The following is a 23,961-nucleotide window of genomic DNA, read 5'->3' as shown; positions in this document are numbered from 1 at the left end:
CCGTGCGCGCCGTCCGTGGCCGGGGCCCGTGCGCGCCGTCCGTGGCCGGGGCCCGTGCGCGCCGTCCGTGGCCGGGGCCCGTGCGCGCCGTCCGTGGCCGGGGCCCGTGCGCGCCGTCCGTCAAGGTGGAGTTGTTCGCCGCGATCCGGCGGGACGCGCGGCTTGAAGGCTTGGGCGTCCGCGCGTTGGCCCACAAGTACGGGGTGCATCGGCCGACTGTGCGGGAGGCACTGACCTCGGCCTGGCCCAAACCGCGCAAGCGGATGCCGCCGCGGCGGTCCCGCCTGGATCCCTTCAAACCCCGCGATCGATCGGATGTTGTGGGCGAACTTGGACGCGCCGCGCAAACAGCGGCACACGGTTAAGCGGATCTTCGGCCGGCTGGTAGCCGAGCATGAGTTGGAGGGGATCTCCTACTCCACCGTCTGCAACTACGTCGCGGTCCGCCGTCCGGAAATTCGCAGGCAGGCAGGCCCCGGCTGAGTACTTCGCCACTGAGCAGCCGCTGCTGCGGCCGTTGCCGGATGAGCCGTTCCAGACTGGCCGGGAGTTCCGGCCCGGGGTGGACCGGCGCGCGCAGATCTGCGTGCGAGCCAACCGGTACTCGGTGCCGGTGTATCTGGTTGGCCGCCGGGTCCGGGTGCTGCTGCACTCCGATGAGCTGCTGGTCTTCGACGGCGCCGACCTGGTGGCCCGGCACGAGCGGCTGGTCGCCAAGAACGGCTGCCGGCTGGAGCTGGATCACTACCTGGAGGTGCTGCTGCGCAAACCCGGGGCGCTGCCTGGAGCGACGGCCCTGGAGCAGGCGCAGGCGGCCGGGAAGTTCCCGGCGCACGGCGCCTGGTGGGCGGCGGTCCGCAAGGTGCACGGCGATGGCCATCGCCCCGCCACGGCCGCGTCGACCTGCTCTGCATCGATGAGCTGGGCTGTCTCGAACTCGACAAACGCGGCGCTGACCTGCTGTTCCAGGTTTTGGCCGACCGGGAAGAGACCGCCAGTGTCGCGATCGCCTCCAACGAGTCCTTCGGCGGCTGGACGAGAACGTTCACCGATCCGCGTCTTTGCGCCGCGATGGTCGACCGGCTCACCTTCAACGCCACCATCATCGAGACCGGCACCCAGTCCTACCGCCTCAGCCGCACCCAGGCCCAGCAAGCCACAGCCTCGTCCTGACCACCGGAACCAGCACTTCCTGAATGGCCGCCGCCACCGCCGACCCGGTCAACATCGGCTATTCATGGTGCACCGGCCGCAGGGCCGGAGTGGTTCGAGGTTTTAGGGGAGGCCGAGGCTGCGGGTGGCCAGGCGGGTCAGCCGGGTGACGGTGGTGCCGGTGTCGTCCAGGGGTTGCAGGAGGTGGCTGACGGTGAGGCGGACCAGTGCGTCGGCGGTCGCGGCGATGTCTTCGTCGTCCAGGCCGGGGGCGCGGGCGGTGATGTGCTGGCTGAGGACCTGGCCGGCCAGGGCGATGAGGGGCTGGGAGTCGGTGGTGACCAGGGGCAGGAGGGTGTCGCCGCCGCGGTCGCCGGACAGGATCGTGCGTAGCAGCGGGTTGGTGGCGCCCTGGTCGAGGGTGTAGCGGACGGCGGCCTCGATCGCGGAAGCGACGTCGTCGTGCGCGGCGACGTGCGCGGCGACGCCGTCGATGAAGCGTTCGGCTTCGCGGATGAGCAGGGCTTGGCCGATCTGGTCCTTGGAGGAGAACTCCTTGTAGAGGGTTTGGCGGCTGACTCCGACGGCCGCGGCGACCGCGGTCATGGTGACCGCCGACCAGCCCTGGTCGGTCATCAGGGCGAACGCGGCGTCCAGGGCGTCGCTGCGGAGTTGGTGGCGCACGCGGGTCTGGAAGTCGGCCGGGACGTGAGTGTTCACGCCGCCGACAGTAACAAGCCGGGTGTCCAGTGGCCGGACACCCCTCGACCCCGACCGGGGACATTTCAATCAATGATGTGCGTGGCATTGACAAGTCGTGGCTGATTGTCAAAGGTGGCGGGGTGAGATTCATCGACCGGCTGTGGCGGCGCCGCCACGCTCCGCTGGACACCCCGCGCGTCAGCAGTCCCGCCGCCGCTGCGGGGCGGACCCGGTGGAGGAGGTTCGCCGCGGTCCTGGTTCCGGTCCTGGGTGTGGTCGCGGTGATGGTCGTCGGGGTGCTGCGCGGCGCGCTGCCGGTCTCGGCCGGGTTGAAGGGCAAGACCAACATCAAACTGACCATCCAGCGGCTGTCCACCAACGCCGGCGGGTCCTTCCCCCGGTTCTTCCAGACCCGCGACGGCGACCGGCGCACCGTGGTCGCCCTGGCGCTGCGCGACACCTGGGCCGAGGGCATCTGCGCCTCCGGCAAGGTGTCCAGCCCGCTGGGCTCGCGGGTGCTGCGCATCACCACTCAACCCGGGCAGCGGCTCCAGCTCGATGAACTCCAGCTGGCCCTGGAGTCCATCGATGACGTCGAGGTCGTCGGGGGCGGTATCGCCCTGGGCCGCGGCGGCACCACTCCCGTCAAGGGCCTGGGCGACATCCCCGTCCAGACCGGCCCGCCCGGCACCCTGCCCATCACCGGCACCAACCTCAAACTGCGCATCCACGGCCAGGTCCGCTGGGTCACCGCCAGCGGACTCAAACTCGCCGGGATCGACATGACCATGGGAGGCGACGTCAAAGAATGCTTCTGAACGCCGCGACCCCGCTCACCGGCCGCCTGCGCACCCACTGGCGGCGCTGGCGGTCCTGGCGCCGCAGCCGACCCTTCTGGGGCGGCCTGCTCACCACCACCGGCGGCGCGGCCATCCTGCTGCTGCCCGCCGACCTGTACACCGTGCTGTCGCTGCCCGGCACCGCGGGCCTGGCCGGGTTCCTGCTCGGCGGCATCATCACCACCACCGGCCTGCTGCTGTGGTACCAGCCCCGCCACCACACCCTGCTCAGCGTCATCATCCTCCTGGCCGCCCTGGCCTCCTTCCTCTACACCAACTTCGGCGGCTTCCTGATCGGCATGCTCCTCGCCCTCACCGGCGGCTCCCTCGCCTTCGCCTGGACCCCCGCCACCGAACCCGCCACCGAACCCGCCACCGAACCCGCCACCGAACACGCCACCCGGCCTTCCACCGGAGACGCCGACCCGGCCTCCGGTGAACCTTCCACCCAGCAGCCGCACCACCCGCACACTCCATAGACCCCTGGTCCCGGCGGAGGCGCCCGCCGGGACCAGGTTCACACCACACAGCCCGCCAGGCCCCGCAGACGACCCCGGTGGGCAGACCGAACCCGGGGGCAGATCGAACCGGGGGGCGAACACGCCCGTGACGCGGTTCTGACCGGTACCCCTTGTGGCTGGAGGGTGTGCCCGGGCATCCAGCCGCGCGACTGTACGGCTTGCCGGGTGCTGACACCGATGACTGCAACAACCCCGGTGTCCGCAAACCCCGAGCGATGGACGGGTTGACAGTCAGAACAGTTGTGTTCTCGTCATTGACATAGAGGGCTTGAGTGTCAAATGGTGGGGGTATGGATGGGATACAGAGTCTGGTCTGGCGCGAACCGCTTCCCCCATCAGATCCACCCCACGCACCCCGATCACTGGCATGGAGGGCGGTCGGCGGCGAGGTCTGGGCACTGGCCGTGCTGCCCGGCGGCCCAGCCGACCAACCGCAGCCCGGCGCGGTGATGAGCGCGTGCGCGGTGACGCTCACGCACCTGGGGTCGCTGATCGAAGCGCCGCTGCGGCTGCGGGGCATCTGGCTGACCTGGACGCAGTGTCCGGCCGCGGGCCTGCCCTACCTGCTGGTGGCGCGGCTGGCCTCCGTGGAGGCCGGACAGAGTTGGGCACGGCTCACCGCGACCGGCCCAGCGGGAGACTGCGTCTGGGAGGCCATCGGCCAATTCGACGACGGGACCCCCTCATGACATCCCCGAACGGCACGGCCCTGGGCACGGCGACCAGCGATCCGGCCGCCGAGCAGCTGTTCTTCGAGATCTTCCTGACCCCCCGCGACGACCCCTACCCGGCCTACCGGCGGCTGCGCGAGACCGCGCCGGTACTGCTCACCGGAGACGGCACCCTGGTGCTGACCCGGTTCGCCGAGTGCGACGCGGCGCTGCGGCACCGCTCGTTCGGCAAGGGCAACGAACTGGCAGGATTCGGACTCCCCGGCGGCGCCAGCGAACAACAGCGCCAGGCCCAAGGGCGGCTCGGGCACAGCATGCTGTTCGCCAACCCGCCCGAACACACCCGGCTGCGCCGCTCGGTCGGATCGGTGTTCACCACCCGGCACATCCAGGACCTGCGGGCCTCCATCGAAGCCCGCACCCGCAAACACCTCGGCCAACTCGCCCGCCGGTCCGGCGGCGACTTCGTCGACACCCTCGCCCTGCCACTGCCGGTCAACGTGATCGCCGACCTGCTCGGCGTCCCCGAAGCCGACCGGATGGCCTTCACCCCGAAAGTCCGCCAGATGGTCGCACTCCTGGAACCCGCCGCCGACCCCGAGGCCATCACCGCCGCCGCCGCGGCCGAAGCCGACCTCGTCGCCTACTTCACCGACCTCCTCGCCGCCAAACGAGCCGACCCGCACGAAGACCTGCTGTCGCGGATGGCCACCGCACCCGAACAGACACGCCTGTCGCAACAGGAGATGATCTCCACGTCGCTGCTGCTGTTCGGCGCCGGGTTCGAGACCACCACCAACCTGCTCAGCAACACCCTGCACGCCCTCCTGGACCACCCCGACCAGCAAGCCGCCCTGCGCGCCGACCCCGCCCTCATCCCCACAGCGGTCGAGGAGTTCCTGCGCTACGACTCACCCGTCCAACTCGACGCCCGCACCGTCCTGCACGACACCGACTTCGCCGGCACCCACCTCAAAGCCGGGCAGGTCATCGTGATGCTCCTCGGAGCGGCCAACCACGACCCCGACCTCGTCGCACAACCCGACACCCTCGACATCACCCGCCCCGAACCCGCCCACCTGTCCTTCGCCTCCGGCATCCACTTCTGCCTCGGCGCGCACCTGGCCCGCCTGGAAACCCAGATCGTCCTGGAACACCTCCTCAGCCCCGCATACGTCGCCATCACCCGGCCGACGCAACCCCAACGACGCCCCGGCATCGCCCTGCGCGGCCTGGCCCACCTACCCCTCACCCTCCACCCGTGACCCGGGCCGCGCCCTCCGCAACCCCGCGCAACGGCGCGGCCACCCCCAGCCCTGCCCGCCCAAAAGCCAGCAACCTGCTCACCATCCGCGCCAAGGCCGGCCACCCACGACCGGCCCGGCCCGCCGTCTTCGGCATCAGCGGCCGACATCAACAGTGAGGGCGGAGCGGGTGTGAACAGTGTTCTACCCGGGGGTTCCCTGCCCGTGGATGACGCGGTGGATGGTGGAGCGACCGACGCTGTACTCGGTCGCCAGGTCGGCCAGTGACACCTCGCCCTCGGCGTAGCGGCGGCGAATCAACCGCCGCGCGGACTCGGGCAGTTTGGGCTGCTTGCCCTTGAGCTTGCCGTTCTTCTTGGCCAGCGCCATCCCCTCACGGGTGCGCAGGTGGCCCAGTCCGCCAAGATCGTCAACTGGGGCCAGAACTCGCCCGAAGATGGGGCCGCTTCTCGGATCTGGCCCACATTTCGTGATCGATACTGACCCGCCCGGAGGATCACCTGGCCTGGGCGGTGAGGAGGACTCGTTTACCTGTTGACTGAACCAGGAGCGCTGTTTTCGCAGATCAGAGGACGTGTGCGGGTAGCTGCTTTAGAGTCGCTGCCCGTGGACTTCGATGGGGAAGTGCAGCGGGATCTCGGGTCATTAGTCGTTCCGTCAGCCGGGTCTTTGGTCGCTACTGGCGATCGGTGGGAGCCGTACCGGCTGGTTGATGGTGACGGAGCGGCTGTCGAGGCGGTGGCGTTGTTCTTCCGTGACTTGCAGGCGGCCGGGCGCAGCCCGGCCACGGTGCGCTCCTATGGGCTGGACCTGCTGCGCTGGTTCCGGTTCCTGTGGGCGATCGGAGTGTCGTGGGAGCGGGCCACGCGGGCCGAGGCGCGGGACTTCAGCCGCTGGCTGCTGGTCGCGGGCAAACCCATCCGGTCGCACTGGCGGAGCACGGACGCTGCTGCGCCGACGGCTTCGGGAGTGCCGTACGCGGCGTCGGTGCGCGCGCATAGCGAGACGGTGCTGCGCTGTTTCTATGACTTCCACCTGGCCGCTGCCTCCGGCCCGGTCTTGATCAATCCGTTTCCGCTGGTGCGCACACGGCGCAAAGGTCGGGCGAATGCGCACCATAGCCCGATGGAGCAGTTCCGGGACGAGCGGTCCGGGCTCTACCGGCCGCGGATTCCCAGCCGGGTCCCTCGCTCGATCCCGGATGAGGAGTTCAATGAAATCTTCGCCCGGCTGCCGTCACACCGGGACCGGGCGCTGGTCGCTTTCTACGTCTCCACCGGGGCCAGGGCCTCGGAGTTGCTATCGGCCACACAGGGCGGGATCGATCCCGGCCGACAGGTGATCTCGGTGATCCGCAAGGGGAGCGGCGAGGTCGCGGAGCTTCCGGCGTCCACGGACGCGTTCGTGTGGCTGCGGCTCTACCAGGTGCAGATGGACGAGTTGATCCTGAAGGGGAGCCGGCTGCCGCTGTGGTGGACACTGCGCCGGCCCGGCCGCCCGCTGACCTACCACGCCGTTCACCGGATGTTCGAGCGCGTGAACGCGGCAGCCGGGAGCACGGCGACTTTGCACGCTTTGCGGCACACCGCCGCCTACCGGATGGCCGAGGATCCCGGGCTTCCGCTCACCGATGTCCAATTCGTCCTCGGTCACGCTCAGTTGACGACCACGCAGATTTACCTGACCCCGCGCAAGGAGGATGTCATCCGCAGGGTTTTGGTCCACCACGCCGAGCAGACCCGGCAGGCAGCCGCGCGAACCGCCCCGCCGCCAGCGCCGGGCTATCGGCCAGAGGCATTGGACGTGCTGTTCGGCAAGGCGACCTCGTGACCACTCCGGCCCCGGCAACGGTGGCCGTTCCGGCCGCGGCGCGTTCAAGCGGACCGCGGCTGGGACGGGAGGCGATGCGGAAACGCTTCCCGCCCCGCCAGGCCGCGGTGGACTGGCCGCGGGCCGGGTGTGACCGGCAACAGGCGATGCGGTTGGCGACCGCCGACGTGTTCGTGATCGACAACCCGCTGGTTCAGGCCAAGCGTGTCCGAGGTCTTCGGCACCTGCTGGACTGGCTTGCCGACCAGCGGGGCGACACCTGGCAGCAGCAGTGGATCAGCAGCGGCGCCGAGTCTTTGGGCGCGGCGTGGCGGCAGGAGCCGATCGCCTGGCTCGCCGGACACGGGAAGCGGTCGCAGTGGCTCCCGTCCGAGTTGTCCTCTGCGCTGCTCGTGCTGATCTTCGCCGACGTGCTGCGCCCCACGCTGCGCTGGCTGGTGTCGGTTCCTGCGATCAAGTCCGAGCTCGCCGCCGGACTGGCTCTGGAACGTGATCCCGACGGGTTCGCCAAGCTGCACGCGCACTGTCGCGGCGTTCCTGGGATCACAGCGTTGGCGGCGCGGCTGGCCGCGCAACGCGCCGCGGTGATCGTCGCAGCCAAAGGCGGCACTCTGGACGACATCACCGTCGGGGACGTACTGCAGCTGGTGGACACCGAGACCGAGTTGTCGGCCGCCTGGCCGCGCGGCGTCCCGGTGTTCTACCAGACCCTGCGTGACCTCGGCTTCCTCGGCGAACAGGCCCCGCTGCGGTTCCGCCAACTGCGCACCGGCGGGCAGCTGACGCCCGAGCTGCTGGTCGACCGTTACGAGCTGGCCTGCCGCCCGGTCCGGGACCTGCTGGTCAACTACTTGAAGGAGCGGCAGCCGAGCCTGGACTACAACAGCCTGAACGACCTGTCCTACTACCTCGCCAGACGATTCTGGAAGGACCTGGAACTCCACCATCCCGGCATCGACACCCTCGACCTGCCGCCGGAGATCGCCGCAAGCTGGCGGAAGCGGCTGCTGGTCAAGGAGCGGCCCGGCGACGACGCCGGCGAGGCGGTTCCACGGATCTCCTACCGCGAGTGCCTGGTCAAGGTTCGAAGCTTCTACCTCGACCTGGCGCAGTGGGCCCTGGAAGATCCAGCACGCTGGGCGCACTGGGTCGCTCCCAGCCCGGTCGGCCGCAACGACGTCGAGCATCGCAAGGTCAAGCGCCAGCACAAGGCCCGGATGGACGCCCGGACCCGCGAACGCCTCCCGGTCCTCCCGGTGCTGGTCGCCACCGTCGAGCGGCGGCGCCACATGGCGGCCAGGCTTCTGGCGGCCGCGCAAGACATCGCACCAGGTCACAGCATCACCATCGACGGACAGCAGTTGACTCGCCTTGGCGCCTGGACCGGGAAGCTGCTGGTCCAGGATCCTGCCGGCAGCCGCCGTGACCTGCGGGGCGAGGAGGAATACGCGTTCTGGGCCTGGGCCGCCGTCAACGTGCTGCGCATGACCGGCGTCCGCATCGAGGAACTAATAGAGATCACTCATCACAGCCTGGTCCAATACCGGCTGCCCACGACCGGTGAGATCGTGCCGTTGCTGCAGATCGCGCCGTCCAAGACCGACGCCGAGCGGCTACTGGTCGTCAGCCCCGAACTCGCCGACGTCCTGTCCACCATCATCGTCCGGGCCCGCGACGACACCGGTGCCGTCCCCCTGGTCCCGGCCTACGACTGGCACGAACGGCTATGGAGGCCACCAGCCCCGGTCCTGTTCCAGCGAAGATTCGGCACCGAGAACCGGGCGATCAGCCACGGCACCATCCGCAAGATGATCCGGGCGGCGCTGGCCGACACCGGGCTGACCGACCCGGTCAACGGGGGGCCTCTCACCTACACGCCCCACGACTTCCGGCGCCTGTTCATCACCGACGCTGTCCTCAACGGACTGCCGCCGCACATCGCCCAGGTCATCGCCGGGCACCGCGACATCAACGTCACGATGGGTTACAAGGCCGTCTACCCCGACGAGGCCATCCAGTCCCACCTGGCGTTCCTGTCCCGCCGCCGGGCCCTGCGCCCCACTAACGAGTATCGCGTCCCCACCGACGAGGAGTGGACCGAGTTCCTCGGCCACTTCGAACGACGCAAGGTCTCCATCGGCACCTGCGGCCGCACCTTCTCCACACCCTGCATCCATGAGCACGCTTGCGTCCGCTGCGCCCTGCTCTGGCCGGACCCCGCCCAGCATGACCGGCTGGTGGAGATCCGCGACAACCTCCTCGCCCGGATCGCCGAAGCCGAACGCGAGGGCTGGCTCGGCGAGGTCGAGGGGCTCAAGGTCAGCCTCGCCGGAGCCGAGGACAAACTCACCCAGATGGACCGCCGCTCACCCGCCGCAAGACCTGTCCACCTGGGTATCCCAGCTGCCCCTCCTGGCCGCTGAACAACCCAGCAGTGACCGAGAAGGCAATCGAGATCAAGTTCAGAGAATTCGGAGCAGCGGCAGCCCGGCTTTCCCGAACATCTGCCTCTTGATCATTTTGATGTGGTTCACGCGGCCTTCGACGGGGCCGGAGTTCCAGCGACAGGTCAGGCCCTGGATGACGGCGTCAAGGTCCTGCTCAAGGCCGTTGGCGAACGACGATAAGCCGGTCAGCCCGGCGGCTCGGACGTCGTCGATCCATTGACGGAGATCCTGGCCGGACAGGTCGGTGAGCATCGTGGCGAACCTGCGGACGTGGCCGCGGGCGGCGTCCAGTTCGGGGCAGCGTTCCAGCAGATCCTTGAGCTGGGGCCGTTCGTCCTCGGTGAGCGAGTCGGGATGGCGGGTGAGCCAGCCGGTGACCTGGCGGACGGTCGGCGCAGGCGGGGCCAGGGGCGTCTTGGCCGGGCGGTGCTCGGCGAGGTAGTCACGGACGGTGGAGTAACTGCCGGTGTAGCCGAGCGCGCTGACCTCCCGGAACAGCTGCCGGAAGTTGCCGCAGCCTGCGTCGACGCGCTGGTGCAGGTGGGGCTTGAACGGATCGAGCATGCTGGCGCGCGGGGCCTGCCAGCGCCCGTCGACCAGCTCCTGCCAGGTGGCGGCGCGTGCGTAACGCTGCACGGTGTGCCGTCCCCAGCCCAGATGCCGCGCGATCGCTCGGATCGGGTGCCCCTCGGCCAGCAGGTCATGCACGATCGCGTGATGCCGGCGGGCGCGCTCGGCGAACTTCCCGGTCGGCTCCGGCTCTGCGGGTGGCGTCGGCTCGGGCTCGGTGCTGGAAGCGGCCGGAGGCTCGGGCTCGGGTGCACGAAGGCAGGAGCGGTGCGCGGCGACGCATCGTTCGACGGCCTTGGCGAGGTTCTGCCACAGGTGGAACCGGTCGGCGACCTGGATCGCCTCCGGTGCTCCGGCGCGCGCGCCATCGGCGTAGGAGCCCGAGCGGTCCCGACAGATCACCTCGACGCCGGGATGGGAGATGAGCCAGTCCGCCAGGACGGCGGCCTCACGACCTTCCAGCAGTTCCAGTGGCGCCCCGGTCTCGCAGTCGATGAGCACGGTGCCGTAGTTCTGGCCGCGTTTGATCGCGAAATCGTCGACCCCGAGCACCCGCGGGGTATCGGCCGGCGGATCTGGGATCGACATGACCAGCCGGAGCAGCGTCGACCGGCCGACCATCGCGTGCAGTGCCCGGGCCAGCCGGCTGCCCGCCCGGCCGGCGGCCGCGACCCCGATGGCGCGCAGGAACTCCATCAGCAGGGTGGTCTTGCGGCCATACCGGACGGTCAGGCCGGGAACCTGCTCGACGAACGTCCGCCGCTCGCAGCCCGGTTCCTGGCAGAACAGCCGCCGAACCTGTAGCACGATCACCGTGCGCCGACCGCCGACCGCCGTGTCGGCCAGCCGCCGCCGATACCGGCTGTGCACTCTCGATGAGGCAAACCCGCAGCTCGGGCACGTCACCACCGGCGGCCGTGTCCGCGCCAGAATCTGCACCAGGTCAGCCACCTGCTCGATGCGCTCGACCTCGACCTCGGCCAGATGAGGGAACAGGACGCTCAGATCATGATCTCCACACCCGGAACATGATCGTCCGTGACCACCCAGCTACGGACCGGTATTCGTCACGAAATGTGGGCCAGATCCCGCTTCTCATTCTTGGAATCAGTAGGTCCCCGCCCCGTGGTCCGGGTGCTGTTCCCTTCTTGTTCAGCTGGTCATGTCGGTAAGAGGGATTCGGTAGGGCTCGAGGTCTCCGTGGACGGACTCGTCAGCGAGGTTGATCCAGAAGACGCCCGGGTCGTCTGGGCCGATATGGTCGACGAGCTGGAACGTGCCGCCTTCGCGCCATGCCTGGGTGGTGAAGAGCGTCGCGTGGAAGGCGTACGCCTTGGCGTCAGCGGCGTCGCGAGCGAGGCGCTCCTCAGCAACCGGGAACCCCACCGAGGGCGGGGTGTGGGGGTAGAGGATGAGGGCGGCCCAGGCGAGGCGTCCGGCCCAGGCTCGGTGGTCGGGCGTCAGGCCAGGGCGGAAGGGCAGGGCGCCGACCTGTCCGAGGTGCAGGTCAAGGGTGACCTCGGCGTCCTCGGGGCTGATCAGACTGGCCTGGGTCAGCGGTTCGACCAGCCGTGCGACCTCCCGGGCGAGGTGGTCGGGCGCGGTTGGTGCCTTCTGAGTGTCGTGAGGGCGGTCGGTGTGCGCCATGGCGTTCTCCTTCGGCTAGGCGGTGCGGGGACGGGGTGTCCCCGCGTGCCGGTGGTCCGGTTCCGGACGGAACCGGGCGTCATTGACCGCCACCTCGCGTGTCAAGGGCAAGGTCGGCGTGAGCTCGCCGCTGTATCCCCGCGGCGGGAACCTTCTCCGTGCGGCGGCGAGGCCGCCCTGGGCAACGACCCTGCTCATGAGGAGGCCGGTGGGGAGGTGGCGGCCGTCCCGCCTGGACTCGAGCTCTCGCTAGCCGTCTACCCGAAGACGTGGATGTTTCAGGGCTGATGGTCATCCCCGGGGAGCGGCTGGTCTCGGTTGGAAGTGTTTGTCAGGCGGAGGAGGGGGCGTGTAGTGCCGGTCCAGTCGGGGCGGTGGTAGGGCTCGACGCCGATGGCTGGGTGGCAGGTGGAGCAGCGGGCGGCGATCATTTGGCCGTGGCCGATGACTAGGCCGACGTGGCCGGGGTTGTTGGTGGAGGTGCCGGGGCCGGAGTTGAAGAAGACGAGGTCGCCGGGTTGGGCTTGGTTGTTGGGTACGCGGACGCCGAAGGGCCATTGGGTGAAGGTGGTACGTGGGATGGTGAGGCCGGCGGCTGCGTAGGCGGCTTGGACGAGGCTTGAGCAGTCCCAGGCGTCGGGGCCGGTGGCGCCGAAGACGTAGGGCTTGCCGCGTTGGGCCATGGCGAAGGCGATGATCTTTGCGATGGTCTCGTTGGGTGCGGTGATGGCGGCGGCTTCGGCGCACTCGGCCGGAGGTGTTGTGGCCTCCGTCGGGGTGCTCCGGGTGGTGGGCGTCTTCTTGTAGTTGCGGGCGCGGTTGAGGACGTCGTCGACGTAGGTGTTGCTGTGGTTGTAGGCGAAGAGCGCGGCGCGCATCTTGGGTGGGGCGCCGTTGTGGCGGAGGTAGTTGGCGGCGGCGGGGATGGCGTCGGCTGGGGCGTAGCGGTCTTTCTTGCCGTCGTGGTTGCCGTCGACGCCGAAGCTGGCCCAGGTGCCGGATAGGAACTGCATGGGACCACCGGCACCGGCGTGGTTCTCACCGGACTGGACACCTGGGGCTTTGGAACGTCCGTGGTCCGACTCGATGGAGCCGACAGCGGCGAGGATCTCCCAGGGCATGCCGTAGTCGGCACCGGCCTCGCGGTATAGGGCGAGGTAGGTGGCGGGGATTCCGGCGACTGGTGGCCCGGTGGCTTGCTGTCGGCATGCGTCGGGTGAGGGCGTGGAGCCGGTAACGGCACCGATGAGGACGACCGCCAGCACTACGAAGGCGACCAGGAGCGCGATTAGCGGCAACCGGTGTCCTCCGTCCTGTCGGGGCCGGTGCCGGGCGGTGGTGGCGATGCGGTGGCCAGGTCGGTCAATCGGTGGCGGGGGCCGTCCTGTCCTGCCAGTAGCCATACGGGTCCGGCGGGGCCGCCGGTGGTGTCGGCGGGTGTGTGGACGGCCGTGGCGACCGGGATAGGTGGTGTTCCCAGCAGGGCGCGGAGGTGGGCTTCGCGGCGGGCGTTGGGCAGCCAGAACAGGACTGGGGTGGTGATGCCGGTGGCCTCGGTAAGGGCCTCGTAGCCGTTGAGCTTGGCGGCGACTTTGGCGAGGGTGACGCTGCCGGTGTCGTGTTCGAGGAAGAAATCGACCGTTGCCGATCCCTGGGCTCCATGGGTGGTTTCGGTCCATCGGCCATAGGCGTCGGGTCGGGCGAGGTCTCCCCAGAGTTGGGTGCAGCGGCGCTCGGGCCACCACTTGTCGAGGTGGACGCCGGGCGTGTGGCGAGCGTGGGTGTGAAGTTGGGTGAAGAACTCGTTGACGCCGACCTGGTGGGCCAGGTGCCGGGAATGGCTGATCTGGAGTGCGGTGGTGCGGCGGTAGCCGAGTCCGGACAGGGTGGTGTCGCGATGGGCGGCCAGGTGATGGGCGCCCAAGGGGCCGAGGACCCAGTGATAGGGCGCTGCTCCGACGGGGACCCAGGGTTGGAAGCGTTCTAGGGCCTTGAGGCGGAACAGTTGCAGGAGCCGGTCGCGGGCCTTGCCGGGCGTGGTGAAGAAGATGGCGGCGATTTGGTGCGTGGTGAGGACGCGGTGTTCCCAGACCAGCTCCAGGATTGCCTGGTCGCGGTCGGTGAGCCGTGCGCGGAGTTCGAGGAAGAGTTCGGGTGTCGCTCGTCTGGGTGTGCTGGCCGTCCGGCGCTGGCGGATCACTTTCTTCACTGCGGCTGGCTCCCCTCGGTGGTTGGGCTCTCGGCGCGCGGGTCGGACGGCGGCCCGCCTTTTCTGGTGGTGGGTTTGGTCGTCGTCACGCGTGGTGTGAAGCGTTGGCGGGAGGCCGCGCGGATGTGGTCGGCGCGGCCGGGGACCGGGTCACGGAGCGGGCGCGTGCGGAAGGTGAATGCCTGGGTCGGCTGGCCGGCGGTGACCAGGCGTCCAGCGGCTTGGTAGGCGCCCAGGTGGGCGAGATCGTGCGCGGACAGGACGGGACCGGCGTGCCGGGCGAGGTCGCTCGCGTCCTCGGGCGAGGCCGCGAAGTAGATCTTGTTGCGGGCGTCGGCCGAGACCGCGTCGCGCAGGTCCTTGGGCAGTTGGGACAGGTGCTGGTGGGCCAGGACGAGCGAGAGCCGGTACCCGCGGGCCTCGGCCAAGATGTCGGACACCGATCCGGGCAGGTTGAGGAAGTTGTGGCACTCGTCGATGTAGGCGGCCGAGTCCGGCCGCTCGTCCTCGGGCAGTGCGGCGCGGCGGGTGACGCCTTGCCAGGTGTGCGCGAGCAGGAGCGATCCCATGAGGCGGGCTGCGTCTTCGCCGAGAACGCCCTTGGGGAGGCGGGCCAGGACGAGGCCGCCGTGGTCGAGGTGCCGGGCCAGGTCGACGGTGGATCCGGTCGCCGAGAGGGCGTGGTGGACGAACGGACGGAGTAGGACGGCGCGGAGCTTGTTCATCACGGGCCCGATCGCGGCCGCCCTCCCAGCCGGTGACAGCTCGTCGTAGCCGGCCCAGAAGCCGCGTAGAAGATCGTCCGACAGCCGTCCGACCACGCGGGCACGAAAAGCCGAGTCGGTGAGGAGTTGTGGGATCTGGGCGAGGGTGGCGCGGGAGCCGTGGGCACGCATGAGGCTCAGGCAGGCCGAGCGCAATAGGTCGTCCAGGCGCGGCCCCCATGAGGAGCGGAAGCAGCGGTGGAAGATCGACACGACCGAGTCCACCGCGAACGCCGGGTCAGGGCCGGACAGGATCCCGACCGAGGGCGGCGGTGCCGGGTCGGACGGGTCGAACACCACCGTCCGGCCTGCCATGCGGCTCGGAAGCCGGTCCAGGACATCGGCGATCAAGTCGCCCTTGGGGTCGATGACCAGAGCGCCGCGGCCGTCGTGGGCGTCACCCAGGATGAGTGAGGCGAGCAGGGTGGATTTGCCGACGCCGGTCTGTCCGAGGACGTGGACGTGTTGGCGTGCCCCGATAACCGGCATCGCAACGGGGCGGGCGTGGCCTGCGTCGGCGTCGCCCAGCACCCGTGCGGCCCCGTGCGGGGTGTCGGGGCTGGCAGGCACGTCCGGGGACGGGGCGACCGGTCGGGCACCGGCGCGCGTGATCGCGGGCGCGTCCGAATCGAGCGGCAGGTGCGCGAGGGCCGCCAGTTCGGCGGTGCCCAGCAGATAGCCGCGTCCCAAGTGGCGCTCGGCCAAGGTGAGGGCCGGGTCTCGGAGCCTGCGGCGGCGTAGGTGCTGGTGGCCGGACGCGTATAGCGCGGCGACCGATGCTAGGGCGTGAGCTCGTCCGCGCAGCCACTTGTCGGCGTTGGTGGTGTCGGGTGTGGCGACGGCGTAACGGATGTCGGCCTCGAACCGCTGTTGCGTCGCCTTGGCCAGGATCGCGCGGACCTGCTCGGCCCGTTCCGGGTGCACGCTCGCGTGAGCGGCACCGGTTGGGTAGCCAGGGTGACTGGTGCGTGTGCCGGGTGTGAGCAGGTCGAAGAAGAAGCCTCGCGACGTGGCCGGGTTCCCGCCTTTGAGCCTGGACGCGACGCGGTGGGCGCGCGCAAGACGTCGGCCCGTCACGGGGCGGGCGAGGACCTGGACGGCGGCGCATTGGCCCTGGTCGAGCCCGGAAACCGCGCCGAGTAGGGAGCGGATCGGGTCGGCGTGGTGATCGGTCTTCAGCGGATAGGAGTCCTCGCGTGACAGCACGAGACGGCCTCCGGCCGCTGGGATGGACGGCGGGAGGGGCGGCGCGGTGGCACGGGTCCTGGTGGTGGCACCTGGCCAGGCAGCCCGGATCGTCTCCTCGACCATCCCGGGCGGCACTGCCCCGGGCACCCAGATCTGTACCCGTACCCCAGCGGCGCTGGCGACGTACTCAAACGCCAAGTACGGCTGACCGAAGATCCAGCGCTTCCATGCCGGGGCGAGCAGGCCGGTCTGGTGGGCCCACCATGCGGGCGCACTGGCCGGATCGATCTGGGGCGGTACCGACACAGTGATCAAACGGGCGTCGCGCGCGAACCGTCGCGCCTGCCAGCGCTGCACCGTAGCCCGCGCGAACCGGAAGGCAAGGACGGCGACTCCGGTCGCGAGAGCGGCTGTCGGGCCGTACTGGGCGACCAGTACGGGGATGCGTCCGGCCTGGTCGAATATGTGCGTCCACTCAGGGACATCGCTGGTCGAGGTCATAGGGGGTCGGTCTCCAGGCCGTCGTTGTCCAGCAGCTCGGCGGGGTCGGTGGTGATCACCTTGTGTTCGGCGAGTGAGGAGATAGCGGCGAAGGCGGCCCGGTCGCCGGCGCTTCCACCGCACAAGAGGCCCTCGCCTCTTTCGGCCGATAGGAGGAAAGCGCGCTCGCCTTCGGATAGGGCGAATGCGTCTCCGACGGCGGTGATGGCTTGAGGTGCCTGGCGGAGCAGGATCTGGGTGGCGGAGTTGGCGACGACGGCGCGGCCGAGGTCGGAGGCGAGCAGGTCGGCGGCGTCCTGGGTGACGACGGTCAGCCCGGCCCAGTGCTTGCGTGCGGACTTGGCGAGCCGGTAGAGGAAGCGGGCGCCTTCTGCCTCCTTCATCAGCATCCATGCCTCGTCGACGATGACGAGGCGGGGGCGGCGGTCGGCGGGGTTGGCGACCTTGCGCCAGATGGCGTCCAGCGCGAGCAGCACCCCGACGGACTTGACCTCCTCGGGCAGGTCCCGCAGCGAGAACACCACCAGATGCCCGTCCGGACGGGTCGTCGTGGCCTGCGCGAACAGCTCCTTGTAGGACCCGGCGACGTACGGCGTGAGCCGTTCGGCGATCGCCTCGCCCTCGGGATGGGAACTGATGGCGAGTTGCTCGACCAGGTCGGCCAGCAGCGGCGCCGGACGCGTCCAGGTGGAAGGGGCGGAGTTGATGCCCCTCGCGGCGTAAGCGGCAAGGACGGCGCGGTCCAGGACGGGTCGCGCGGCGGGCGTCAGGGCCTCGCCGAGCATCGCGGCGACGAGCGTCTGGGTGAACAGGGCGCGGCGAATCAGCGTGTCGTCGCCCTGGTCGGTGGGCAGGTCGAACGGATTGAACGCCACGCCCTTCGCGCCGAGGCCCAGATGGGTACCGCCGGTCGTCTCGGCCAGGGCCCGGTACTCGTCCTCCGGGTCGATCACTGATACCTCGACGCCGTGGTACAGCAGCCGCAGCGCTTCGAGCTTGGTGAAGTAGCTCTTGCCCGCGCCGGACCGGGCCAGGACGACGGAGTTGTGGTTGTCCTGGGCGAACCGGTCCCATACGACGACGCCGGAGCTGGCGACGTTGACCCCGTACAGCACCTCGTTGGAGCCGGCTGGCGCGTTCAGGTCCGGGGACGCGAACGGGAACGATGCGGCAAGTGCGCTGGTGTCGAAGGTGCGGCGCTGCCGGATCGCGTCCGTCCCGAGCGGGAGAGTCGAGACCCAGCCCTGCATGGCGCGGAATGTGGTCGGCTGTGCGTCCAGCAGTAGGGACGCGGCTAGGGCCCGCACCTGCTGAACCTCGGCGTCCAGTTCCTCGGTGCCCCAGGCGTGCACGGTGAGGTAGAGGCCGACGCGGAACAGGCGGCCGTCTCCGCGCGCCAGGGACGAAGCCAGGTCGGCGGCATCGTCGGCGGCGGCCTCGGCGCTGAAGTCGGCAAGTCGGCCCGCCTCGGCATTGGCGCGGGCGCTGGACTCCAGGCGGGCGAGCTGACGCCGGAGCCGTTGGGCGGCGACCATCGGCGGGATTGGCTCGATGTGCAGGGAGACGTCGAGGCGTCCGGGGTAGGTGAGCAGCGGTTCCAGCCAGCCGGCGCCGACCTCGCGCGGATATCCGGTGACGGCGAACGACGCGCAGCAGCCGTCCGCCATCTCCAGCGACGATGCGCTTACGCGGAGCGCGGCGGGCGCGAGAAGATCACCAAGCCCGACCCGCTGGTCCCGATCATCTCCCTCGGCGGACGCTGCCGGAGCGCGGGCAGCGTGGGCGAGTGCGGGCAGCTTCATCGGATCACCACCTGGACGGCCCGGTGGCCGCTGGCCTGCACGGTTGCGGTCAGGACGTGGGCGAAGTTTTCGCGATCGAGGCTGCCCAGTGCCGAGGCGGGGAACGCGCCGCCGGTGGCCAGCGCGGCGGCGATCTGGAGGACGGCGGCCTCGCCCGCCGAGCACACCAGACGCCCACAGGCAAGCGCGATGACGGCCTGGTCCCAATTCACCCAGGCGAGCACGCCATCACGGGCGTTAGGGGCGGTGTCGCGCTCGATGAACTGTGAGCGGAAGTCGGCACGGGTCAGCCAGAACCGGTGAACGATCAGCAGCTCGACCGCCGCGAGTTCGCCGCAGGTGCCTTGCGCGTAGCGGCGGAGCCCGTCGGCCAGTTCGTTGGCGGCCGGTCGCTGCCGGCGCCGGAAGGTGTGCGTCATTGCGAGGCTCCTTCGGTGATGTGGGCGGTGATGGGCTGGTCTAGGTCGGCGGGCGGGGCGGGCCGCTGGTGGCCGGGTGAGAACGCGTCCGACAGCACGCGCACGCAGGCATCGGCGTCCAGGACTTCGGCCGTAACACCGAACCCGGCCAGCGTCCGGACGGCTTCAACGGCGCGGCGGGCGACGACGACGGCGCTCGCCTGGCGTGCGCGACCTCGACGTCCCGCACCAGGGACGGGCTGGTCCCGCACGACGATGAGCACCTCGCGCACCAGCAGCGTGCGTGAATCGCCGAGTTCGTCGAGGTAGGCGGCGTGGTCTTCGGCCGCTCGCCGCAACGCTGGGTGCGGCAGACCGGGCGCGGCCTCTGCCACCCGCGCGGCGAGGTCGGACAGATCGACCGGACGGGCCTGGATCAAGATCTGCACCGGGGCCTCAAGCGAGTTCAGCCACCGTCCGAAGAACCCGACCAGCGCGGCCTGCTCGGTGGACGTGCGCAGCCCGAACGAGATCGTCCCCGCCCGCACCAGCGCAGCCGTCCCCTCGCCGTCCAGGTCCATGACGCCGTCTTGGCGGACGGCGCGGACCGGGAACCGCAGGGCACCCGGCAGCCGGCCTCGCACCCTGCACCAGGCCGGGGCCTGGGGAATCGGCTCGGGCGCTGCGACGAGTGTGCGTCGCTGGCGAAGGTGGTCCAGGGCGGCCAGGACGAACCGGTCCAGGCCCATGCCGTTGCGGCGGCCGAGTGCCATCGCGCATCCGGCTGTTACCAGCGGGAAGCACAGCCCCGCCGTGACAGCGACCGGCAGCAACGGCGAGATGCCGACGAACACCGTCGCAGCGATCACCGCGGTCGCGGCGAGGATGGCGAGCTGGCGCGTGGTGAGCCCGTACATGATCTTGTCTGGCTGTTCCACGTCGGCCGGGATACGCGCCGACAGCGGCTCGTGATCGTCGTTCAACGGTTCCTCCTGCCATGGCGCCGGTGGCGGGGCGGGTCGAGCCGCACAAACCTGCGCGGCGCCGGACGATGTGGGGCTTCGGCGCGCCGGTAGGGCCGGGTCGGCGGTTGTGCCGCGATGCGCGGGTGCGGCCGGGCCGGTCCGCCCGCACCCGTCCGACCGGGGACGGGCGGGACGTGCGGCCGGTGCGGCGTGCCCCTGGGGGCCGCGCCGTGTCCGGCCCGGTGATGGGTCCCGGGACCGCCGTGCGCGGCGCTGTGCGTGCCGCTACGGGCCCCGTTCGCCGGACCGGGGCGGGAACGGTGCCGCCGGTCAGGGCCGCGCGGTTGGCGGCATTGGGGGCCATGGCCGGGGCCGCGACCGGGACGCGGCGCTGGTCCACCGGATGGACCGTCCGACGGGCCGCCGTGGGGGCCGCCGTGTGGGCCGCCGTGCCAGCGCGGCCCACCTCCACCCGGACGGGGACGGCCGCGCCCGGCGGCCGTGGTGGCGGCGCGGGCTCCCCGTCCGCCACGTATGGCCTTACCGGCAACTCCCATCGCGGCCCCGACGCCCTTGTAGACGACGAACGACTTGACGAGTTGGCTCAGCATGCGCGGTTGAGTTGGCTGCCAGACGGTTCGGGCGACCCATCGGGGAATGCAGGTCAGGATGTACAGCAGTGCGATCACCAGCAGCATGTCGACCAGTTCCGCCTGATCGGTCGGCATGGCGAAGGCGGGTTGGTTGTCGCCATGCTGAGTCAGCAGCAGCCGCAGGGCGGTGATGAACACGAAGGACTGGCAGACCTGAATCGCCAATGCGCCGGTGATCCCGCGCCACCACAACCGGGCCAGCCCATCGGTAAGAGGAAGCGCGTGGAACATGAGCGCTATCGGTGCTATGCCGATGAGAACCATGATGATCGCCAGCCGCATCACGTAAACGAAGGCCAGGATGCACGCCAAGACGACGACCACCAGCATGAGAATGGCGAAGAAGTGACCCTGTGTGGCGATGGAAGCTTCCACGCCTTCGGCGAATAGGCGTCCCGCCTGGTCCGGGTCGATCTGGTCGGCGCCGGTCATGAATATCGACCGCGCCAAGCCATTGGCGAACTGGATGCCGTAACCGATCAATATGAGGCTGGTGTTCATCGCGATGAACGCGGCCACCAGACGTATGATCGCCGGTCCGGGCATGCTCGCCCCGGGAAGTGTTTGACCGGACATCAGCATGACTCCGGCGATCATTACCATCAGGATGAAGCAGGTGTTTGCTATCGTCCGCGATGTCGCCCAGATCTGTTCGGCCTGTTTCATCGAGGACGAGCCAATCTCAGGAGTGGCGAGCTGCGTATCGGCAAGAAAGCCGAGTGTCGGCTTGAGGGCGCTGCGGGCCAGCGACTGGAACCAACCGGTTATCGCCTGCGTGGTTCGACAGGGAAGGTCAACCCAGGAACAGTCCTGCTCGTCCCCTTCGTCCTCTCCGCTGCCTTGGTCGCCGTTGGAGGTGCCGTCATCCGGATCCACAGGGTCGGACGGCGCGACGGTCGGGCCGACCGCCGAGACGGCGCTCGCGGCCACCGTGTCCGGATGAGCCTCGGCGGAGGTGCGCGAGGTAAGAGTCATCACACAGGCCCCGGCTAGGAGCACAGTGGCGACGACAACCGGCCCTCCTCGAAACCTTGGTATCCGAACGCGCACGGTCAGGACCCGACGATGTACTTGAGGACCTCCACCAGAACCGGGGCGAGCGCGGCGATGCCGTAACCGATGGCGGCATTGCGCAGCGTGCGCTTCCCGGCCTCGGCCTCGCCGGGGTCGCCACCGGCCAGCAGATACCGGACTCCGCCGATCGTGGCGAACAACGTGGCCAGCGCGACCAGCAGACCGACGATGACGTTGCGCAGGTTGGAGATGACCTGCTGAAGACGGGCATTGTCCGGCGGAGCGGAGATGACGTGCGCCTCAGCGGCTGCGGCCAGCGTCGCGGCGAGCACCAGGCCGCACACCAAGACACCAACACACCACAGCACAACCGCAGCGGCGAGACGTCCTCGGCTCACCTCTGGCCGGCGGGACGGAAGAAGGTCGGACAACGGACGGACGCTCAACGGGCAGCCCTCCAGGCATGCGACGAGGCAGCGAACGGGAAACAGCGGCGATCGCCACCGGACGGACGGTGAGAAACCACGGGGTGAAGACGGGCCGGGCCTTGCGGGTGTCCTCCTTCGGCAAGGGCACTCGGCGGACGGTCTGACGGATGGGGACCGGGTGACCATCCGGCCCGAGCCCGTCTTCAACCCCGGGGTTGCTTTCACCTAGTAACCGGACAGCTCACGCACCCGGCTGGGACATCAGCGATTCGAAGTCGTCCCGCAGACCCCCGTCACGCATCGCGACGACAAGGCGCTTCTCCGCGCGGCTACGGCGCTTCACCAGCGCCGCATAGGAAATGCCGAGCTGCTGGGCGAGGCGGGCAGGGGACATGCCGTCCAGCCGGGTCATGGTGATGATCTCGGCGTCGACCGCGGTGATGACGCCCTGCCGGACGGCCGAGTCCATGAGCAGGTCCACGTGGTCGTCCGACGAGAGCGACGATCGGTCGTTGTTCGCCAGCTTGGAGGGGTCCACCGGGACCACCTGCACGCGCGCACGGTAGGCGCGCTCGACGGCCTTGGCCGACCGCCACACCAGCCGCTGCGCGATCCGCGGCTGCTCCAGATCGACCTGGTGCAGCGCCTCGCAGAACGCCGACAGCAGATCACCGGCCACCCGCCAGGTGCCGGCCCCCGGCTCGTTGTCCAGGCCGCGCAGCCTGTCCCGCACGATCGCCTTCAGGCCAGGCAGCGCGACCCCGACGCACCCGATGACCCAGGACGGGCCCTGGTGGCGGGCGCGCCGCACCAACGTCTTCCACACGGCGTCGCGCGCGGCGTGCCCGGTGGACGGGTGCAGCAGGATCGCCCGGAGTTCATCGAGCGCGATCTCGCGGGCGGGCAGCCCGTGCCCGAGGGCCGCGCCGTCCACCGACAGCGGAGCCGGGCCGCGCGTCAGCAGATCGAACGTCGTCTCCGCGACGGCCAGGACGTGCCCGGCCTCAGCACCGGGGCGGTGGGGCGCCCGGTCGGAGCGATCGGCCGAACGGGCGGCGGGAACGGTGCTGGTCATGGTCATGTGAACCCCCGAGAGGTCGGTCGGTGAATCGGTCACCGACATCTCGGCAGAGCCCATGAGCAGATCATGAGCAGATCATCAGCAAGCACCCTCGACCGGATGTGCTCATGATCTGCTCATAATCGCTGTGACCTGCGAAAACGCGATCTGCTCATCATGTGCACATGCTGTCAGCGCGCTGAGGTCAAGCGCGCACATGTGTTGAGAACGCCGCTGACCAGCATGAACACGTGCACACGAGGGCACCGCGTCAAGAAAGATCAAAACTCCGAGGCGAGCGGTTGCGGCCCTGCTGCCTGCGGAGGAAGCGAGCGGTTGCCCGTCTTCGCAACGGCTCGTCGGTGGAGGAGCCGCCGTCGGCGAGAGCGGTGCGGACGTGATCCGAAAAGCGCGGCAGGCGAACGTGGACAAGCACGAAGGGGAGCGATCCAGACAAGACGGAAATCGGAGGATGTATGACGGATCTTCGACTGCGTTCATGGCGGAGACGATCGCCTTCATGGCGCCCACTGGCTGCGGAGGCGCGGCAAAGAAGCCGGACATATCGGAGCCCGCGCGGAGGCCATCGGCCAAAACCCAGCGCAAACCTCCTCGCCGCTTCCTCCGGCGATGCGTTGCCCGCGCTGGAAGTCGGCAAGCCCCTACAGAGCAACAGCAGAACGGACGAGTCGATCATGGCCAGCGAAGTACATATCAGGGACGATCAGCGACGACGTACCAACCGGTCGACCAGACGCGATCGCTGTCGAACACCCAGAATGGGGTGCTGCTCTTCCGGATCAACTACGCACCGGAGTCGGCTACGGTCAGGGGCACTCAGTAGCACGACATGGAGGGGAAGCACGCATGGCTCAGAAGGTCATAGTTCGGATGACAGATGACCTCGATGGCGCCGAGGCCAACGAGACGGTGGCGTTCGCCATCGACGGCAGGGCGTACGAGATCGACCTCAGCGAGAAGAACGCTGACAAGCTTCGAACCGCCCTTCACCCGTTCATGGACAAGGGACGTCGACTCAAGGCCGTCAGGGGCGGCAAGGCTACGGCTCGCAGCACCAACAGCCGGGAGCGCAGCGCCGAGATTCGCGAGTGGGCGAGGTCGGCCGGCATCAAGGTGAACGATCGCGGGCGCATTCCCGCCAACGTCATCGAGCAGTACGAAGCGGCTCACTAGCCGGACCCGCGTAGAGGGACCCACCTATGCCGGGTGGGTCCCTCTACGCATGGTGCGCCCAGCATGGGCGATTGCTTGGGGGTGAAAGTCCCCTGGAGGAAGAGGTGGTGCTAACTCCGAGCCGGAGGCAAGGGCGTCGTT

General features: G+C 69.6%; 22 protein-coding genes and 1 pseudogene. 10 read left to right on the top strand and 13 right to left on the bottom strand.

Annotated features, from left to right (window positions below; translation table 11 throughout):
* Positions 1-315: 315 nt before the first annotated feature.
* The 3 genes and pseudogenes from ABZ806_RS38965 to ABZ806_RS38955 all read left to right on the top strand — a co-directional run bounded on the left by ABZ806_RS38965 (position 316) and on the right by ABZ806_RS38955 (position 1,173).
* Positions 316-483, top strand: a complete 168-nt coding sequence (locus tag ABZ806_RS38965) for a hypothetical protein (protein ID WP_500223505.1) — start codon at positions 316-318, stop codon at positions 481-483.
* Between the two features lie 34 nt (positions 484-517).
* Positions 518-712: pseudogene (locus ABZ806_RS38960) on the top strand (Mu transposase domain-containing protein); the annotation flags it as partial.
* A gap of 131 nt (positions 713-843) precedes the next feature.
* Positions 844-1,173: an ATP-binding protein gene (locus ABZ806_RS38955; protein WP_500223504.1), complete on the top strand. Its 330-nt coding sequence runs from the start codon at positions 844-846 to the stop codon at positions 1,171-1,173.
* Positions 1,174-1,275: 102 nt separating this feature from the next.
* On the opposite strand, the gene ABZ806_RS38950 is transcribed toward ABZ806_RS38955, so the two are convergent.
* Positions 1,276-1,872, bottom strand: a complete 597-nt coding sequence (locus ABZ806_RS38950) for a TetR family transcriptional regulator (RefSeq protein WP_500223503.1) — start codon at positions 1,870-1,872, stop codon at positions 1,276-1,278.
* A 122-nt stretch (positions 1,873-1,994) separates the two neighbouring features.
* Here ABZ806_RS38950 and ABZ806_RS38945 point away from each other — a divergent pair, with 122 nt between their 5' ends.
* From ABZ806_RS38945 to ABZ806_RS38930, 4 genes are all read left to right on the top strand, one after another.
* A complete protein-coding gene (locus ABZ806_RS38945) occupies positions 1,995-2,672 on the top strand; it encodes a DUF6230 family protein (RefSeq protein WP_500223501.1) in 678 nt (225 codons plus the stop codon).
* A complete protein-coding gene (locus tag ABZ806_RS38940; protein ID WP_500223499.1) occupies positions 2,663-3,172 on the top strand; it encodes a DUF6114 domain-containing protein in 510 nt (169 codons plus the stop codon). Before ABZ806_RS38945 ends, ABZ806_RS38940 begins: the two co-directional genes overlap by 10 nt.
* Positions 3,173-3,678: 506 nt before the next feature.
* On the top strand, positions 3,679-3,903 hold the full coding sequence (locus ABZ806_RS38935) for a hypothetical protein (protein WP_500223497.1): 225 nt from the start codon (positions 3,679-3,681) through the stop codon (positions 3,901-3,903).
* The gene (locus ABZ806_RS38930; protein ID WP_500223495.1) at positions 3,900-5,150 is read left to right on the top strand and encodes a cytochrome P450; all 1,251 of its coding nucleotides are present in this window, start codon (positions 3,900-3,902) and stop codon (positions 5,148-5,150) included. The genes ABZ806_RS38935 and ABZ806_RS38930 overlap by 4 nt, the downstream gene beginning before the upstream one ends.
* A gap of 183 nt (positions 5,151-5,333) precedes the next feature.
* Here ABZ806_RS38930 and ABZ806_RS38925 read toward each other — a convergent pair whose 3' ends face one another.
* A complete protein-coding gene (locus ABZ806_RS38925; protein WP_500223493.1) occupies positions 5,334-5,519 on the bottom strand; it encodes a helix-turn-helix domain-containing protein in 186 nt (61 codons plus the stop codon).
* Between the two features lie 237 nt (positions 5,520-5,756).
* Between ABZ806_RS38925 and ABZ806_RS38920 the strand changes: the two genes are divergently transcribed.
* Entirely contained in the window at positions 5,757-6,980 is a 1,224-nt protein-coding gene (locus ABZ806_RS38920) for a tyrosine-type recombinase/integrase (RefSeq protein WP_500223492.1), read from the top strand.
* 152 nt (positions 6,981-7,132) lie between these two features.
* Entirely contained in the window at positions 7,133-9,403 is a 2,271-nt protein-coding gene (locus tag ABZ806_RS38915) for a tyrosine-type recombinase/integrase (RefSeq protein WP_500223490.1), read from the top strand.
* A gap of 39 nt (positions 9,404-9,442) precedes the next feature.
* On the opposite strand, the gene ABZ806_RS38910 is transcribed toward ABZ806_RS38915, so the two are convergent.
* From ABZ806_RS38910 to ABZ806_RS38860, 11 genes are all read right to left on the bottom strand, one after another.
* Entirely contained in the window at positions 9,443-10,936 is a 1,494-nt protein-coding gene (locus tag ABZ806_RS38910; protein WP_500223518.1) for an ISL3 family transposase, read from the bottom strand.
* Positions 10,937-11,149: 213 nt separating this feature from the next.
* Positions 11,150-11,644 (bottom strand): hypothetical protein, encoded by a 495-nt coding sequence (locus ABZ806_RS38905; protein ID WP_500223488.1) that lies wholly within the window; start codon positions 11,642-11,644, stop codon positions 11,150-11,152.
* Between the two features lie 278 nt (positions 11,645-11,922).
* The gene (locus tag ABZ806_RS38900) at positions 11,923-12,942 is read right to left on the bottom strand and encodes a C40 family peptidase (protein WP_500223486.1); all 1,020 of its coding nucleotides are present in this window, start codon (positions 12,940-12,942) and stop codon (positions 11,923-11,925) included.
* Positions 12,933-13,853, bottom strand: coding sequence for a replication-relaxation family protein (locus tag ABZ806_RS38895; protein ID WP_500223484.1), 921 nt, complete (start codon positions 13,851-13,853; stop codon positions 12,933-12,935). Before ABZ806_RS38895 ends, ABZ806_RS38900 begins: the two co-directional genes overlap by 10 nt.
* On the bottom strand, positions 13,850-16,111 hold the full coding sequence (locus ABZ806_RS38890) for a type IV secretory system conjugative DNA transfer family protein (protein WP_500223516.1): 2,262 nt from the start codon (positions 16,109-16,111) through the stop codon (positions 13,850-13,852). The genes ABZ806_RS38895 and ABZ806_RS38890 overlap by 4 nt, the downstream gene beginning before the upstream one ends.
* A gap of 191 nt (positions 16,112-16,302) precedes the next feature.
* Positions 16,303-18,108, bottom strand: a complete 1,806-nt coding sequence (locus tag ABZ806_RS38885) for a VirB4 family type IV secretion system protein (RefSeq protein ID WP_500223482.1) — start codon at positions 18,106-18,108, stop codon at positions 16,303-16,305.
* Positions 18,105-18,527 (bottom strand): hypothetical protein, encoded by a 423-nt coding sequence (locus tag ABZ806_RS38880; RefSeq protein ID WP_500223480.1) that lies wholly within the window; start codon positions 18,525-18,527, stop codon positions 18,105-18,107. Before ABZ806_RS38880 ends, ABZ806_RS38885 begins: the two co-directional genes overlap by 4 nt.
* Positions 18,524-19,489, bottom strand: coding sequence for a PrgI family protein (locus tag ABZ806_RS38875; RefSeq protein WP_500223478.1), 966 nt, complete (start codon positions 19,487-19,489; stop codon positions 18,524-18,526). The genes ABZ806_RS38880 and ABZ806_RS38875 overlap by 4 nt, the downstream gene beginning before the upstream one ends.
* The gene (locus tag ABZ806_RS38870; RefSeq protein WP_500223475.1) at positions 19,486-21,054 is read right to left on the bottom strand and encodes a TrbL/VirB6 family protein; all 1,569 of its coding nucleotides are present in this window, start codon (positions 21,052-21,054) and stop codon (positions 19,486-19,488) included. Before ABZ806_RS38870 ends, ABZ806_RS38875 begins: the two co-directional genes overlap by 4 nt.
* Positions 21,055-21,176: 122 nt before the next feature.
* Positions 21,177-21,470 carry a pilin gene (locus ABZ806_RS38865; RefSeq protein WP_500223473.1) on the bottom strand — a complete coding sequence of 98 codons (294 nt, stop codon included), beginning with the start codon at positions 21,468-21,470 and terminating at the stop codon, positions 21,177-21,179.
* A gap of 337 nt (positions 21,471-21,807) precedes the next feature.
* On the bottom strand, positions 21,808-22,641 hold the full coding sequence (locus ABZ806_RS38860) for a sigma-70 RNA polymerase sigma factor region 4 domain-containing protein (protein ID WP_500223471.1): 834 nt from the start codon (positions 22,639-22,641) through the stop codon (positions 21,808-21,810).
* 852 nt (positions 22,642-23,493) lie between these two features.
* On the opposite strand from ABZ806_RS38860, the gene ABZ806_RS38855 reads away from it, so the two are divergent.
* Positions 23,494-23,820 (top strand): histone-like nucleoid-structuring protein Lsr2, encoded by a 327-nt coding sequence (locus ABZ806_RS38855; RefSeq protein ID WP_500223469.1) that lies wholly within the window; start codon positions 23,494-23,496, stop codon positions 23,818-23,820.
* Positions 23,821-23,961 lie beyond the last annotated feature (141 nt).

The sequence above is a fragment of the Spirillospora sp. NPDC047418 genome (assembly GCF_040643275.1).
Lineage (GTDB): Bacteria > Actinomycetota > Actinomycetes > Streptosporangiales > Streptosporangiaceae > Spirillospora.
The sequence above is the reverse complement of the archived record's forward strand: the minus strand, read 5'-3'. Positions and strand labels throughout refer to the sequence as shown.

Coding starts and splice junctions, on each gene's coding strand:
- ABZ806_RS38930 (WP_500223495.1), top strand. CDS start 3,900: ATGACATCCCCGAACGGCACGGCCCTGGGCACGGCGACCAGCGATCCG.
- ABZ806_RS38940 (WP_500223499.1), top strand. CDS start 2,663: ATGCTTCTGAACGCCGCGACCCCGCTCACCGGCCGCCTGCGCACCCAC.
- ABZ806_RS38905 (WP_500223488.1), bottom strand. CDS start 11,644: ATGGCGCACACCGACCGCCCTCACGACACTCAGAAGGCACCAACCGCG.
- ABZ806_RS38860 (WP_500223471.1), bottom strand. CDS start 22,641: ATGACCAGCACCGTTCCCGCCGCCCGTTCGGCCGATCGCTCCGACCGG.
- ABZ806_RS38880 (WP_500223480.1), bottom strand. CDS start 18,527: ATGACGCACACCTTCCGGCGCCGGCAGCGACCGGCCGCCAACGAACTG.
- ABZ806_RS38925 (WP_500223493.1), bottom strand. CDS start 5,519: ATGGCGCTGGCCAAGAAGAACGGCAAGCTCAAGGGCAAGCAGCCCAAA.
- ABZ806_RS38885 (WP_500223482.1), bottom strand. CDS start 18,108: ATGAAGCTGCCCGCACTCGCCCACGCTGCCCGCGCTCCGGCAGCGTCC.
- ABZ806_RS38855 (WP_500223469.1), top strand. CDS start 23,494: ATGGCTCAGAAGGTCATAGTTCGGATGACAGATGACCTCGATGGCGCC.
- ABZ806_RS38965 (WP_500223505.1), top strand. CDS start 316: ATGTTGTGGGCGAACTTGGACGCGCCGCGCAAACAGCGGCACACGGTT.